Raw genomic sequence first — 13,802 nt, forward strand, 5'->3', positions numbered from 1 at the left:
TTTACCGGCGCGTCACCCAAGTCCCGGGACGCGCCGCTCGCTCAGGCCAGGCCGAGCAAAGCCCGAGGCGTCGTCGACGCCGCCGCAACCGCCTCGGTTTCGGGAACCCCTGCTTCAACACAGACTTGGACGGCCCGCGTCATGGTGAGCGTCGATCCCGCAATGGTGTCCGTTCCCTTGAGAACTGCCTTGCGATCCTTGACGGTCACCTCGAAGGCACCCAGCATGTATTCGCCGTCCGGCGCTGCAGCCGCACCCATAGCGTCGGTGACGAGCACGACGCGTCCTGGCGCTGCACGGAAGACCGCAGCAATGAGCGCAGGGTCCACGTGGATCCCGTCTGCAATCAATTCGATGAAGACGCGCTCGTCGTCGAGAGCAGCACCGACCGGTCCCATCTCACGTCCCATAATGCCTCTCATGGCGTTGAAGCCGTGAGTGATAAGGGTGGCGCCAGCGTCAAAAGCCTCACGCGATAGCGCCGCGGTAGCCTCGGTGTGACCCACGGCAACGATGACTCCGTCATCCGTGAAACGCTTGATCGCGTCGAGCGCTCCTTCGCGGGCGGGGTCCATTGTGATCTGTTTGATCGCGCCGTCGGCGACTTCGAGAAGTTCGTCGACAACATCCTTGCTGGGGTCGATGAGGTTCGTAGGCTCGTGGGCTCCCTTGCGTTCGAGCGCCAGGAAAGGGCCCTCGAGATGTAGACCCAAAATCGATGAGTCCTGCGCCATCGCCTCGCGTACCACCTCAATGGCACGAACAGTCTGCGGGATGGTCAGCGACACCAAGGAGGCGACCATCGCGGTCGTTCCCGTATCTCGGTGAGCTTGGGCCGCAGCGAGAGTGTCCTCGACGGTGCCACCAAAATTGAAACCGCCACCGCCGTGACAGTGAAGGTCCGTGAGCTGTGCCATGAGCGCCTCCTTGTGGAGAGTTTTAGATTCCTTGCCAGTCAGGCTTGTTCCGCTGAGCGTGGCGATAGTAGTCCGCGAACTTCAATTTGGAGGCAGCCGCCTCGTCAATCACCACGGTGGCGTGCGCATGCAACTGGATCGCGGATCCCGGCATTGACGCGGAAACGGCGCCTTCAACGGCACCCGCGACAGCATCGGCCTTCCCCTCGCCAAAGGCGAGCATGACCAAGTGACCGGCGCGCAGGATGGTGCCCAGTCCCTGCGTGACACAGTGCATCGGGACGTCATCGATCGAGTCAAAGAAGCGCGCGTTGTCCTCACGGGTCTGCTCCGTGAGCGTCTTCACGCGGGTGAGCGACCCAAAGCTCGAGCCGGGCTCGTTGAACGCCAGGTGGCCGTCGGTGCCAATGCCGAGGAGCTGCAGGTCGACGCCGCCGTGAGCCCGGAGCGCCTCTTCATAGCGCTCGCCCGCCGTCTGCACGCCGTCGGCTGAGCCATCGGGCACGTTGACACGAGCCACGTCGAGACCCAAAGGCTCCGTGACTTCGCGATCCACGACAGCGCGGTAGCTCTCGGGGTGCCCGGCGGGAAGTCCCACGTACTCGTCGAGCGCGAAGCAGGTGATGCCGCTGAAGTCGACCCCGGCCTCAGCCTGGGCAGCGAGTCCGCGGTACACGGGCAGCGGCGTCGAGCCGGTGGCCACACCGAGCGTGAAGGCCGGATTCGCCTTCACCTTCGCAGCGATGTGCTCGGCGACGAGTGCGCCCGCTTCTTCTTTGTTCTTGACGATCAGTACTTCAGCCATGGTTCACTCCCAACATTGCCGCCCCGATGGCGGCCACGGGCTTGTAGCCCTCAAGCATTCGGGTTCGCTTGGCAAGCGCCAACGAACTGAGGAAGGACGAGGAGCGCGCCCACTCGTCCAAAACGTGAGTGGTGCCGTCCATCAAGGAGTCACCGAGTCCGGTCAGACCGCCCCCGATGATCACCTCTTCGACGTCGTAGGCGAGCACCAGCACGCGGATCGCGGATGCCACGCCCACGTACAAGCGGTCACGAATCGCGACAGCGTCGGGGTCGGCCTTGGCGGCTAGCGCCATGATCTCCCGTGCGTCCGCACCGGGTTTGCCCCATTGGCGCACGATGCCGGAACCTGACGCATACGTCTCGAGGCCGCCCGCGACACCCTCGGCATCCACGGGACCGGTCGGGTCGATGCTGACGTAGCCGATCTCGCCGGCAGCACCATGGACGCCGCGCCAAAGTTGGCCGTCAAGGATGATCCCGGCAGCCAGTCCGGTTCCGAGGTTCAGGTACGCCACTGAGTGCGACTGCGGAGCCACAAGCTTCCACGCGCCGATGGCAGCGGCGGAGACGTCGTTCTCGACGAGCACTTCGCGACCCCAGTGGGAACCCAGGGCCGATGCTAGGTCCAGTTCCTCGAGATCGAGGTTCTGGGCGTAGCGCACCACGCCGTTGGTGACAGTTCCCGGGATGCCGATACCGACGCTCGCGGCATCGGTGACATTGATCCCGACCTCGCTCGTGAGTGTCGCAACGGCCTCGGTCGTGGCGCTGAGAACCCCATCGGGCCCTTTGCGCACCGGAACCCGGTGGCGGCCGAGTACCTCGGCGTTGTCGTCCACGACGACAGCGTCGATCTTTGTGCCGCCGATGTCGACGCCAATACGCACGCCACTCATGCGAGCACCTCCTTCAAAGCTTCTCCCACCAAGCGCGAGGCGCCGAAGGTGGCAATGTCTGCGTAATTGTCAGTCAGGTCGGGCCATCCCATATCGACGGCGACCGCACCGTGTGTGCGCAACTCATCGATCGCGTCCCGGGCCCAGGCATGCCGGTGGTTGTCCTTACCGACCACCACAACCACGGCATCGGCCGCTGGCGTGAAATCTGTCAGCGGCTCGTCCGGGGTGACCACGGCATCGGCCCTCACGCCGGAGGCGAAAGGCCCCCAGGGGCTCTCCCCCACCGCCATGTTGTGGGCGGGCTCAAGCTTGACCCACTGGATCCGCTGGACGCCCGAACGACCGGCCAGGACCGTGCTCGCGTGGTCGTTGATCGCGAAGGCATCGCGGACGCGTGCGGCGTCGACGCCCGGCACGACGGCGTGGCGGTAGGCCTCTGGGACTGGGGTGGTCTCGGCGCGGTGCGAGAATTCCGCGACCATCGTGCCGATGCGAGTGGAAGCCTCGCGTAGCCGGGCCTCGGTGAGGTCGCCGGTCGCGATCGCAGCCTCTATCGCCTCGACGATTTCATCGATTTCGTCATCAGTGTTGCCGTAGCCGACACACAGGAGGTCCACACCTGCGGCGAGCGCCTTCACGGACGCGCCGGTGGTTCCGCCGTACGCCTGAGCTCCAGCCATGTTGAGCGCGTCGGACACCACAACGCCTTCAAAGCCGAGTTCTTCGCGCAGCAAACCCGTGAGGATTGGCGCGGAGAACGTTCCGGCGTTATCAGGGTCCAGTGCAGGAACAACGATGTGAGCGCTCATGATCGACGCGACACCCGCATCGATCGACGCGATGAACGGCGGGAGCTCGCGCTCCCGGAGAACATCGGCCGATGCTGTGACACGCGGGAGGTCGTGGTGAGAGTCGAGCGAGGTGTCGCCGTGGCCAGGGAAATGCTTGGCGGTCGCGGCGACGCCGGTGCTTTGCACCCCATCGGTCCACGCGGCAGCATGGCGGCCGACGAGGTCTGGGGTGTCGCCAAAAGCGCGAACCCCGATGACCGGATTGTGGGCGTTTGAATTGACGTCCGCTTCCGGTGCCAGGGTGAGATTGACGCCGGCTTCGCGCAGCTCCCACCCCACTTGAGCTCCCACCGCCCGGGTGGCGCCCAGGTCGTCGAGACGACCCAGAACCGCGCACCCGGGGTAGGGAGAACCTTCACGCTGGTACAGCCGGGAGACGTCGCCGCCTTCTTCATCGATCGCGACGACGGCCCGCGGGTTCGCGGCGTAGATGCGATCGGTGAGGGCGCGGAGCTGCTCAGGAGAGGAGACGTTGGTGCCAAAAAGGCATACGCCCCCCATCCCCTGGCGCAGTCGACGTTCCACCCACTCCGGCAACTCGGTGCCGAGGAACCCCGGCATGAGCACCGAGAGGGGATTCATCCCTTGACCGCCCCTCCGACCATTCCTTGGGTCATGCGACCCTGAACGATGAGGAAGAAGATCATGACAGGGATGGCCACGAGAACCGAGCCGGCCATGACCTGGCCCCACGGCACGGGACCGCTCAACGAGGGCTCAGAGAAGCCAGCGAGCCACAGAGGCAACGTTTCCTTCGCGTCCTGTGTGAGGAGAACTGACGCAAGTGCGTACTCGTTCCAGACCTGGATCAGCGCAAACACTGACGAGGCAACGAGGCCGGGTGCCAGCAGCGGGAACGTCACTCGCATGAACGCACCCAAGCGCGTGCACCCATCCACCATCGCTGCTTCCTCGAGGTCTGCGGGGATACCCGCGACGAACCCACGAAGCATCCAGGCGGTGAACGGAATGACCGTCGCGATGTAGATGATTGATACGCCGAGGACCGAGTTCAAGAGGTCCATGCCCGCGATCATCTTGTACTGCGCGATGAACATTGCCTCAGCAGGAAGCATCTGGACAAGAATGATGGCAATCACAAAGGACTTGCGGCCGCGGAACTTGAAGCGAGAGATCGCCAGCGAGGCGAGGAACGCGAACACGACGCAGACCACGATCGACAGCACGGTGACCTGAATCGACATCCAGAATGCGTTTCCGAATCCGGTCTGTGGGTCAAGAACTGCCGTGTAGTTGTTAAGAGAGCCACCGGGGAACGGCAGCCACTTGGGAGTCAAGGAGTTGATGTCCGTGGCGCTCTGGAAGGACGAATTGAACATCCAGTAGACGGGGAAGACCCACAGCGCGGCGACCAGGATCGCGAAGATGCTGAGAACCCCGAACCGAGGCTTAGCGTTGACGTTCATCAGTTGTCCTCCTTGAGGAGTTCACGCACGTAGAACCAGCTGAGGGCGATCGTGAAGAACATCACGAGCATTGCGGCGGCGGACGCCATACCGAAGCTTCCCTGGCCAATTCCCAAACTGTAAATGTACGTACCGAGGAGGTCGTACTGATCGCCCGCTGAGCCAAACCCTTGGAGCAGGTCGATCTGCGCGTACACGCGCAGGTCCCAAATCATCTGCAAGAGCACCAGAATGACGAGGATGGGGCGGATGATTGGCAACGTGATGTTGCGTAGCATCTGCCACCGGGTCGCGCCGTCCAGAGACGCGGCTTCCCTGACCTCAGGCGAAACCTGAGTGAGCGCGGCGTAAACCGAAAGTGCGACGAAGGGCACCGAGGCCCAGGTGATGATGACCGAGGCGACCGCGAAGAATGACAGCGGGTTGACGAGCCAGTTGTGGCCCAACATGTCGACGCCGGGAATCCAGCTCAGCACGTAGTTGAACAGTCCATTGCGGCTGTCGATGAGCCAGTTCCACACCGTCATTTGCGCCACGATCGGCATTGCCCACGCGAGCAGCATCGCGACCTGAAGGAAGATCCGCGCACCGTTGGTGACAGACTTCATGAGCAGCGCCATACCGACACCGAGAATGACAGTGGCCCCGGCGGTAACCGCCATGAAGACGATGGACCTGCCCAGGACCGCCCAGAAGTGGCTGTCGGTCAAGAGAGCGGTGTAGTTCGCTAGCCCCACGAATTCTGGCGGGGCCTGCCCGAACTGCTGCGCGAGTCCATACTCGCGGAAAGAATTGAGGACCTGCCACACGAGTGGGTAGCCCAGGCCAACCAGAAGCGCGATGACCGCTGGAGTGATGAGGAGGTAAGGAAGGATCCGCTTAGAGAACGGCTTCTTGGAAGGAGCCGGCGAGTCATCGAGCCTGCTGGGCGCGACCGCGGGGGTTGTCATGGTGTGCCTCTCGAAAGTGCTGAGGTGTGAGTTAAGAGGGGCGGGGATCCCCCACTGAACGTGGGGCCCGGGCGAGCACTGCCTGCCCGAGCCCCACGCGTGCGACGACCTCAGTCGTCAGTGGCTATTAGCCGTTGATCAGCTGGTTGATCTTCTCGTCGTACTCAGCAGCCAGAGCGGTGACGTCGCCACCCTCAGCAACTGCCTGGAAGAACTGCTCCATGATCTGCTGCTCTTCAATTGCAGCCCAGCCCGGTGCGGCGGGGGTCAGCTTGGCAGCCTCTGCGGTATCGAGAGCAACCTGGTTCTGCGGAGCGAGACCGGCGTAGATGTCACCGAACTCGGTGTTGGCCGGGCCCCATCCGCTCTCAGCGAGCAGGGTCTGGTACTCGTCGGAGAAGATGATCTCCATGAGCTGCTTGGCACCATCAACGTTCTGCGATGCGGCCGAGATAGCGATGTTCGAACCACCGGCGAACACGGGGGCCACGCCACCGTCAACACCAGGAAGTGCGTAGAAGCCGTTGACAGCGTCGTCCCACACGGGTGCGGGGTTGCCCTCGTCGTCCTCACCGGTCAGCGGGCCGATGCAGCACGCAGCCCAGTTCGGAGCCATCTGAGCAGCTGCGGGGAGGCCCTGCAGCGAGTCGTCGTTGATGGCGTTGAACAGCTCGTCGGTGTCCGTGACCTGGGCGACGCCAGCGGTCTCGAACAGTTCCTGCCACTGCTCCATACCGGCGATCGACTCGGCGGAGGACAGAGCGGCCGACCACTCGGAACCCTCGTAGGTGGCGATGTCACCACCGTTGGCGAAGATCCACGAGATACCGTTGCGCCAGTCCTGACCACCGATGTAGAAACCAGCGATGTCCTGGTCCTTCAGCGAAGCGTGAGCCGTCGTGACCTCTTCGAGAGTGGTGGGCACCTCAACGCCGCCCTGCTCGTACAGGTCCTTGCGGTACCAAGCGAAGCGCGAACCGAAGTAGTAAGGCACTGCGTAGACAGAGTCGCCGACCGAACCGGCCTCAACGAAGCCCTGGAGCAGGTTGTCGCCACCCAGGTCCTCGTACATGTCGGTGATGTCCAGGAACGCGCCCACCGTGGTGAACGTCGCTGCCTGGGTGTTTCCGACCTCGGTGACGTCGGGGGTGTTGGCGGAGTCGGGCAGTGCGGTGGTCAGCGCCGAGATGGCGTCGCCCCAACCCACGTACTCGACCGACAGTGCGCCGCCGTTGACCTCGGCGTACTTGCCCTCGAGGAACTCACGGTATGCAGCCGTGGTGTCGTCCTCCTGGCCCATCCACCACATGGTGAGGTCCTGAGCAGCAGCGGTTGCTTCGCCGCCGGCGCTCTCGGAGGTCTCGGGTGCGGTGCTCTCTTCGGTCTCGGCGTCGTCGGACGAGGAGCATCCGGCGAGAACGACGGCTGAGGCAGCGGCGAATGCCGCGATGCCGCGAGTCATCTTCTTCATAGTGCTACTTCCTTCTCTTGTGTGTGTGCCGTCCGTGACTGCGTGGCCACGACGTTGTGGTTGCTGAAGGTCACGAGACCCCCAGTTGTCCGGTGAGGACCATGACCACGGCGCCGAGCACGACAATGTCGCGCCCGAGTGCGGTCATCCGCAGCGTCAGATCACCGTGGAGTTCGGCCATCGTCCTCGTGCGGAGCGTCTCGGAGGTCCCCTCAAGGAGAGGTCCAGCGAGAAGATTGTGAGGCCCGGCGAGGATGACCTCGCCGAGGTTGAGAGCCGCGACGACGGGCGCGAGCGAGATGCCCAGGCGCTCACCGGCCTCGCGGAGGGTAGCTTCACGTGCGGCGTCGTCGCCTTCGGCAGCCGCAGCTTCCAGGCGGGGCGACGAGAGCCACGTCTCGAGGCAGCCGCGCTTGCCACATGCGCACAGGTCGCCGCCGTCGGTGCCGACCACGACGTGGCCGATCTCGCCGGCTGCGAATCCCGAGCCGTAGACGAGGTGTCCGCCGACGACGACGCCCGAACCAACACCACGGCCGATGCGCACCAGCATCATGTCGGTGCCCGCTCCCCCGAAGGAACGCTCACCCTGGGCCGCCATGTTCGCGTCGTTGGCGACCTGTGCGGGCACTTTGTAGCGCTCGGAAACGAGCTGCTGAAGCGGTACGTCGGACCAGCCGAGGTTGGGGGCCGAGACGACGGTGCCGTCGAGGTCCACGATTCCCGGGCTGCCGATGCCGATGCCGACGACTGGAGCGCTGGCGCGAGCCAGAAGGTCGTCGAGGAGTGTGTAGACCGCGTTGACTGCGTCTACGCCAGTCATGTCGCGCACCGAAACCTCTGCGCGCTCAACGACGGAGCCGTCCAAGTCCGTGACGACCCCGCGGAACACGGAGTTGTTGGAGAGGTCCAGGCCGACGATCGTGAAGCCCTCGCGGTTGATGTCGAGGAGCGTCGCCGGCTTGCCTGGCCGAGCATCCGGGCGCAGGCCCAACTCGATGACCAGGTCTTCCTGGATGAGGTCGGATACGAGGTCTGAGATCGTGACGCGAGTCAGGCCGACTTCCCGAGCGAGGTCTGCGCGAGACAGACCCTCAGCGCGGTACAGCGCCTGCAGGACCAGTGCGCGGTTGTGACGACGGGCCGTCTCTGGACGGACGCGGGCGCCCGGGCGCACAGCACCGGCGAGCGCCTTAATGCGCTGCGGTGCAGCCGCGCTGCCCTGTCCGGTGCGAACCACGGTTTCGGCCGTGTCACCGGAGGAGCGCCGCTGAGCGTCCTTGGTCGTCATAGTTAGTTAGTAAAGGTTACTAACGAACATCGCGCAAGTCCCTCGAATCGATTCGAGGGGAACTGTTACCTTCCCGTGATGAATTTTGCGAAGGCTTGACGACACGCCGACATGGAGCGCGGGGGTCGAGTCCGCGCCTCGCGGCAGGTGTTGACTTCTCGGACCTTAGATTACGTAGTTGGCCTCGACACGGCCGGTGAGGACTGCCAAGACAGTCTCTACCGCATCGTCCACCGATTCCCCGTCGGCGCCCACAACGACGTCTGCGCGGGCAGGCTCCTCGAATGGATCGGAAATGCCGGTGAACTCTTTGATCTCTCCGGCGCGCGCCTTCGCATAGAGCCCCTTGCGGTCGCGGGCCTCACACACGTCGAGAGGGGTGGCTACGTGGACCAGCACAAACCGCCCTACCTGCTCAGCCATCGCGCGTACACCTTCGCGCATTACCTCATACGGCGCGATTGGCGCGCAGATCGCGATCCCGCCGTGGGCCGAAATTTGCGACGCGACCCACCCGATACGACGAACATTCAGTTCTCGGTCCTCGCGAGAGAAGCCCAAGCCCGATGACAACATCGCTCGCACTTCGTCACCATCGAGCAAGGTGACGCGTTGAGAACTTTCAGCACGCAGCCTTCTCGTGAGCTGACGCGCAATAGTCGACTTTCCTGAGCCAGAAAGTCCGGTGAACAGCACTACGAGGCCATCACCCCGAGTGTCGTCCTCGCCGCGGATCACACGAACAGACGATGAAAACACTACGGAGGCCAAGTGCGTCAGCAACTCAGCACGGTCCGCGCCGTCGAGATGCGAGGCGGCAGGCTCGGGCAGCACTCTCACGTCCAGGCCGTCGGATCGAACGCTACGGACGCTCTTAGCAAGCGCATGGGCGTCGCCTCGATCAACAACAATGACAGGGGTATCGACACGGCCCACGCTTCGACCAAGCAGCAACGTAGCCTGACCAAAAGGATCACCCTGAGCCGCGGGCCGAAGTTCCGGAAATGAGGGCGTCGCCGGTTCGCGCAGCATCGTAATCGCGCCCGAGAGCCAGGTTCCACGGCGTTCTGTACGCGCGTCGTCGATGTTCACGGTCGCGACAGGAGTTGTCTCCGTGTCGAGCAGAGTCACCGTCGAGCCAGGCGCAAGTTCGCCCACCAGAAGCGTCGCCACATGCGGGGATCTGTCGGGCAGTTCGTATCGAACCGCTCGGCCATAGGCTCCCGCACGTAGCAACTCGAGTTCGTTCAGTTGCATCTGCGTCAAACGGACGTCAGTCATCGTGGTTCCTCTTTCGTGACGCGTTTTTCCTGCCAGGTGAAGAAGGGGAAACCGAAACTGTGCCGGATCCAGGCCCATGCGAGCGTACCGAATATAATCTCCGCGCCGACGACCGCAAAGGCAACTGCGTTTGAGAGCCCCATGAGCTTGAGCCCCGACAGGGTCAAGACGAAAACGAGAGCTCGTCGTACGAGTCCTCCGGAAACCCTGGACGACAGTTGCGCGCCGAGATAGGTGCCAGGAACGGACCCTAGGATCACAGGCAACGCGATCGACCAGTCGACGTCACCGAACATCAGGTGCGCGATCGCGGCGGCGACCACCAGTGGAACTGCCTGGACGAGATCTGTGCCCACGAGCTGATTCGCTTTGAGCGTCGGATACAGCGCCATCAACGCAATGATGATCAGCGACCCCGACCCGACTGACGTGAGGCCAACCATCAGTCCACCGACCACGCCAACGATGATGGTCGGAACAGGGCGTGGCACTACATCTGGCCGCTCGCGAGGCAGCGCGGAGGCACGCCCGTTGCGCACCATCGCATGTTCTCTCAGGCGGAGGTAAGCTCGCACCGCGAGTCCCCCTGCGGCGATGACAAGCACTACACCGAGCGCGTGCTTGACGAAGCCTTGCAGGGTGTCCGGGTCGATAAGGAAGTGCGCCGCCATGACCCCCAGAAATGCTGCGGGAACTGACCCGTAGACCAAAAGCCGGACGAGCGGCCAGTTCACCGTGCCGTTCTTGATATGCACCCAGGATCCAGCAGGCTTCATCGCGGCGGAGGCCACGATGTCCGACGACACCGCAGTCACTGGGGGTACACCAAAGAAGAACACGAGCGCCGGCGTCATCAACGCGCCGCCACCCATTCCGGTAAGGCCGACAATCACTCCGATTCCGAGTGCTGCGGCCACAAGGCCGATTTCCATCGCTAGTGGCGGATCACCCCGGCGCCCACGGTGCGGTTACTCGCCTCGTCAATCAGGATGAAGCTACCGGTGATGCGGTTCTCTGCGTAGTCGTCGACAAGCAGCGGTGAAGTCACGCGAAGTTTCACTCGGCCAATGCTGTTGAGACCGAGCTGGTGAATGTCCGCATCACGGTGAAGTGAGTTGACGTTGAGCTCATAGGGGATGTCCTTCACCACGGTTCGCGCCATACGGGTGGTGTGGAGAATACCCAGTTTGCGCCCGACCGTGAGTGCCTCCGAGTCCATCCAGCACACCATGGCCTCGACGTCCTGCGTCGGCTCGGGGTGATTTCCCTTACGGCAGATGATGTCGCCGCGCGAGATGTCGATCTCGTCTTCCAGTCGAACCGTGACCGACATCGGCGGGTAGGCCTCCGTCACCGGCCCGTTAGGGCCATCGATCGCCGCAACCTTCGTGGAAAGCCCCGACGGCAACGCCATGACATCGTCCCCCACCTTCAGGATTCCGGACGCTACCTGGCCCGCGAATCCACGGTAGTCGGGGTGCTCAGCGGTCTGCGGGCGCACCACGAACTGCACCGGGAATCGCACATCCTGCAAGTTGCGATCCGACGCAATGTGGACGTGCTCCAAGTGGTGCAGAAGCGACGTGCCGCCGTACCAATCCATGTTCGTCGAGCGATCGACGATGTTGTCACCCAGGAGCGCAGAAATCGGGATAGCGGTGAGGTCAGGAATATCGAGCTTTGATGAGAACTCAGTGAACTCGTCATAGATCTCGTTGAAGCGGTCTTGTGACCAGTCGACGAGATCCATCTTGTTGACGGCGAGCACGATGTGCGGCACACGCAGGAGCGATGCGATCGTCGCGTGTCGACGTGACTGTTCTGTCAATCCCTTGCGCGCATCTACGAGGATGATTGCCAGGTCAGCCGTCGACGCTCCGGTCACCATGTTTCGCGTGTACTGCTGGTGGCCTGGGGTGTCCGCAATGATGAACTTGCGGCGCGGCGTGGCGAAGTAGCGATAGGCCACGTCGATCGTGATGCCCTGCTCTCGCTCTGCGCGTAGACCGTCCGTCAAGAGAGCGAGATCCGTCGTCTCGGCGCCGCGTGTCTTCGAGGCAAGTTCGATCGACTCAAGTTGATCTTCAAATATCGACTTGGAATCGTAAAGGAGCCGTCCGATCAACGTGGACTTTCCGTCATCGACGGAACCTGCGGTCGCGAATCGTAGAAGATCCATTAGAAGTAGCCCTCCTTCTTGCGGTCTTCCATCGCCGCTTCTGAGACTCGGTCGTCACCACGAGTGGCGCCGCGTTCGGTCAACCGCGTGGCCGCCGTTTCTTCAATGATCTTGTCGATGTCGTCAGCCTCTGACTCGACCGCTGCCGTCAGCGTGGCATCACCCACGGTGCGGTACCGCACCTTGCGGGTCACGACTTCGTCGTTCTCGCCTGGCACTGCGAATTCATTTGCGGCCATCCACATTCCGTCGCGCAGGAACACTTCGCGCTCATGCGCATAGTAGATCGACGGGACCTCAATCTCCCGGGACCTGATGTAGTCCCAGATATCGAGTTCAGTCCAGTTGGAGAGTGGGAAGACGCGGATCGATTCACCTTGGTGAACCTTGCCGTTGTACAAGTTCCACAACTCGGGTCGCTGGTTGCGGGGATCCCACTGTCCAAAGTCGTCGCGGAAGGAAAAGACCCGCTCCTTGGCGCGCGCCTTCTCCTCGTCGCGACGCGCGCCCCCCATGCACGCGTCGAACCGATTCTGTTCGATGGTTTCTAGCAGCACCGGCGTCTGGATCCGGTTCCTCGATCGGTTCGGCTCTTCTTTGACACGTCCCTCATCGATAGCGGCTTGAACCGACCCAACAACGAGCTTGAGTCCGTGTTCTTCGACGATGCGGTCCCGGTACTCGAGAACCTCGGGGAAGTTCTGCCCTGTGTCGATATGGACGATCGGCATGGGAACGGGGGCTGGGGCGAACGCCCTGATAGCGATCTGCAAGAGGCAAATCGAGTCCTTGCCCCCTGAGAACAGGAGTGCCGGACGCTCCATTTGCGCGACCACCTCGCGAACGATGTGCATCGCCTCCGCCTCGAGCGCATCTAGCTGGCTCAGCGCGTGGGCAGGTTGTGTCATGAAGTCTCTCCAGGCGTTTCCTCGTGGGCGGCAATCAGTTCAAGTATCCGGCCGGCAAGCTCAGGCCGACATACGACCAAGTCAGGCAGGTAGGGGTCCTTCTCGTTGTAGATAATAGGCGAGCCGTCGATACGGGACGTGTGGAGCCCCGCTGCGCGCGCGACGGCCACCGGCGCAGCTGAGTCCCATTGATACTGTCCGCCGGCATGCACGTAAGCATCGGCCTGCCCGCCGATAACCGCCGCAATTTTGACCCCGGCAGACCCCATGGGTACAAGTTCCGCGTCAAGCCCGGCCCGCACCGTCTCAGTAACTGCGGGCGGACGCGACCGCGAAACCGCAAGGCGAAGTCGGCCTTCACTGCGTTCCGACGAGACGAGTTCGACCGCGCCTGAATCGAGCACGAGATCCTCACCCGGGATAGCGACAGCCCCAACAGCCAAATCGCCTTCGACCCACAAAGCCACGTGTACAGCCCAGTCGGCGCGCCCCTCCGAATACTCGCGCGTGCCGTCAAGTGGGTCTACTATCCAAACTCGATCTGCTGACAAGCGAGCAACTGTGTCTCGGCCTTCCTCGCTCAGGAGTGCGTCAGAAGGGCAATCAGTAGCGAGACGCGTAGCGATGAAGGCCTGTGCGTCTCTGTCACCTAACTTCCCGAGTTCACGTCCGGTGATCCTGTCAGTTGCGCGTTCGCGGACATCCACGAGAACCGCCCCAGCCTCACGGGCAAGTTTGGCGGCGTACTGAGAGTCAGATGGCATATAGTCGTATTCCCCTAGTTTGAGCGTTCGCACGATCCTAGCGGTTCGTGTCAATTC

Annotated in this window: 13 protein-coding genes; all 13 read right to left on the minus strand. The window is 62.9% G+C overall.

Going from position 1 to position 13,802, the window contains the following annotated elements; translation table 11 throughout:
* Window positions 1-41: 41 nt before the first annotated feature.
* Window positions 42-917 carry an N-acetylglucosamine-6-phosphate deacetylase gene (nagA, locus tag AOP74_RS03045; RefSeq protein WP_061960858.1) on the minus strand — a complete coding sequence of 292 codons (876 nt, stop codon included), beginning with the start codon at window positions 915-917 and terminating at the stop codon, window positions 42-44.
* A gap of 22 nt (window positions 918-939) precedes the next feature.
* The gene (gene nagB / locus AOP74_RS03050) at window positions 940-1,722 is read right to left on the minus strand and encodes a glucosamine-6-phosphate deaminase (RefSeq protein ID WP_061960859.1); all 783 of its coding nucleotides are present in this window, start codon (window positions 1,720-1,722) and stop codon (window positions 940-942) included.
* Window positions 1,715-2,620, minus strand: coding sequence for an ROK family protein (locus AOP74_RS03055; protein ID WP_061960860.1), 906 nt, complete (start codon window positions 2,618-2,620; stop codon window positions 1,715-1,717). Before AOP74_RS03055 ends, nagB begins: the two co-directional genes overlap by 8 nt.
* On the minus strand, window positions 2,617-4,056 hold the full coding sequence (locus AOP74_RS03060) for a glycoside hydrolase family 3 protein (protein ID WP_061960861.1): 1,440 nt from the start codon (window positions 4,054-4,056) through the stop codon (window positions 2,617-2,619). Before AOP74_RS03060 ends, AOP74_RS03055 begins: the two co-directional genes overlap by 4 nt.
* Window positions 4,053-4,901 carry a carbohydrate ABC transporter permease gene (locus tag AOP74_RS03065; RefSeq protein ID WP_061960862.1) on the minus strand — a complete coding sequence of 283 codons (849 nt, stop codon included), beginning with the start codon at window positions 4,899-4,901 and terminating at the stop codon, window positions 4,053-4,055. The genes AOP74_RS03060 and AOP74_RS03065 overlap by 4 nt, the downstream gene beginning before the upstream one ends.
* A complete protein-coding gene (locus AOP74_RS03070; protein WP_061960863.1) occupies window positions 4,901-5,851 on the minus strand; it encodes a carbohydrate ABC transporter permease in 951 nt (316 codons plus the stop codon). The genes AOP74_RS03065 and AOP74_RS03070 overlap by 1 nt, the downstream gene beginning before the upstream one ends.
* A 127-nt stretch (window positions 5,852-5,978) precedes the next feature.
* Window positions 5,979-7,322 (minus strand): extracellular solute-binding protein, encoded by a 1,344-nt coding sequence (locus tag AOP74_RS03075; protein ID WP_061960864.1) that lies wholly within the window; start codon window positions 7,320-7,322, stop codon window positions 5,979-5,981.
* 70 nt (window positions 7,323-7,392) lie between these two features.
* Window positions 7,393-8,613: an ROK family transcriptional regulator gene (locus tag AOP74_RS03080; RefSeq protein WP_082095969.1), complete on the minus strand. Its 1,221-nt coding sequence runs from the start codon at window positions 8,611-8,613 to the stop codon at window positions 7,393-7,395.
* Between the two features lie 165 nt (window positions 8,614-8,778).
* The gene (cysC, locus tag AOP74_RS03085; RefSeq protein WP_061960865.1) at window positions 8,779-9,894 is read right to left on the minus strand and encodes an adenylyl-sulfate kinase; all 1,116 of its coding nucleotides are present in this window, start codon (window positions 9,892-9,894) and stop codon (window positions 8,779-8,781) included.
* Window positions 9,891-10,826: a sulfite exporter TauE/SafE family protein gene (locus AOP74_RS03090; protein WP_061960866.1), complete on the minus strand. Its 936-nt coding sequence runs from the start codon at window positions 10,824-10,826 to the stop codon at window positions 9,891-9,893. The genes cysC and AOP74_RS03090 overlap by 4 nt, the downstream gene beginning before the upstream one ends.
* 2 nt (window positions 10,827-10,828) lie before the next feature.
* Window positions 10,829-12,073: a sulfate adenylyltransferase subunit 1 gene (locus tag AOP74_RS03095; RefSeq protein WP_061960867.1), complete on the minus strand. Its 1,245-nt coding sequence runs from the start codon at window positions 12,071-12,073 to the stop codon at window positions 10,829-10,831.
* Window positions 12,073-12,981 carry a sulfate adenylyltransferase subunit CysD gene (cysD, locus tag AOP74_RS03100; RefSeq protein ID WP_061960868.1) on the minus strand — a complete coding sequence of 303 codons (909 nt, stop codon included), beginning with the start codon at window positions 12,979-12,981 and terminating at the stop codon, window positions 12,073-12,075. Before cysD ends, AOP74_RS03095 begins: the two co-directional genes overlap by 1 nt.
* Window positions 12,978-13,745, minus strand: coding sequence for a 3'(2'),5'-bisphosphate nucleotidase CysQ (locus tag AOP74_RS03105; RefSeq protein ID WP_061961882.1), 768 nt, complete (start codon window positions 13,743-13,745; stop codon window positions 12,978-12,980). The genes cysD and AOP74_RS03105 overlap by 4 nt, the downstream gene beginning before the upstream one ends.
* Window positions 13,746-13,802 lie beyond the last annotated feature (57 nt).

It is taken from the genome of Demequina flava (assembly GCF_000975035.1).
Taxonomy (GTDB): Bacteria; Actinomycetota; Actinomycetes; order Actinomycetales; family Demequinaceae; genus Demequina; species Demequina flava.

Bases quoted from the DNA above. Each gene is read 5' to 3' on its own strand.
- nagA (WP_061960858.1), bottom strand. From the start codon at position 917: ATGGCACAGCTCACGGACCTTCACTGTCACGGCGGTGGCGGTTTCAAT.
- nagB (WP_061960859.1), bottom strand. From the start codon at position 1,722: ATGGCTGAAGTACTGATCGTCAAGAACAAAGAAGAAGCGGGCGCACTC.
- AOP74_RS03055 (WP_061960860.1), bottom strand. From the start codon at position 2,620: ATGAGTGGCGTGCGTATTGGCGTCGACATCGGCGGCACAAAGATCGAC.
- AOP74_RS03060 (WP_061960861.1), bottom strand. From the start codon at position 4,056: ATGAATCCCCTCTCGGTGCTCATGCCGGGGTTCCTCGGCACCGAGTTG.
- AOP74_RS03065 (WP_061960862.1), bottom strand. From the start codon at position 4,901: ATGAACGTCAACGCTAAGCCTCGGTTCGGGGTTCTCAGCATCTTCGCG.
- AOP74_RS03070 (WP_061960863.1), bottom strand. From the start codon at position 5,851: ATGACAACCCCCGCGGTCGCGCCCAGCAGGCTCGATGACTCGCCGGCT.
- AOP74_RS03075 (WP_061960864.1), bottom strand. From the start codon at position 7,322: ATGAAGAAGATGACTCGCGGCATCGCGGCATTCGCCGCTGCCTCAGCC.
- AOP74_RS03080 (WP_082095969.1), bottom strand. From the start codon at position 8,613: ATGACGACCAAGGACGCTCAGCGGCGCTCCTCCGGTGACACGGCCGAA.
- cysC (WP_061960865.1), bottom strand. From the start codon at position 9,894: ATGACTGACGTCCGTTTGACGCAGATGCAACTGAACGAACTCGAGTTG.
- AOP74_RS03090 (WP_061960866.1), bottom strand. From the start codon at position 10,826: ATGGAAATCGGCCTTGTGGCCGCAGCACTCGGAATCGGAGTGATTGTC.
- AOP74_RS03095 (WP_061960867.1), bottom strand. From the start codon at position 12,073: ATGGATCTTCTACGATTCGCGACCGCAGGTTCCGTCGATGACGGAAAG.
- cysD (WP_061960868.1), bottom strand. From the start codon at position 12,981: ATGACACAACCTGCCCACGCGCTGAGCCAGCTAGATGCGCTCGAGGCG.
- AOP74_RS03105 (WP_061961882.1), bottom strand. From the start codon at position 13,745: ATGCCATCTGACTCTCAGTACGCCGCCAAACTTGCCCGTGAGGCTGGG.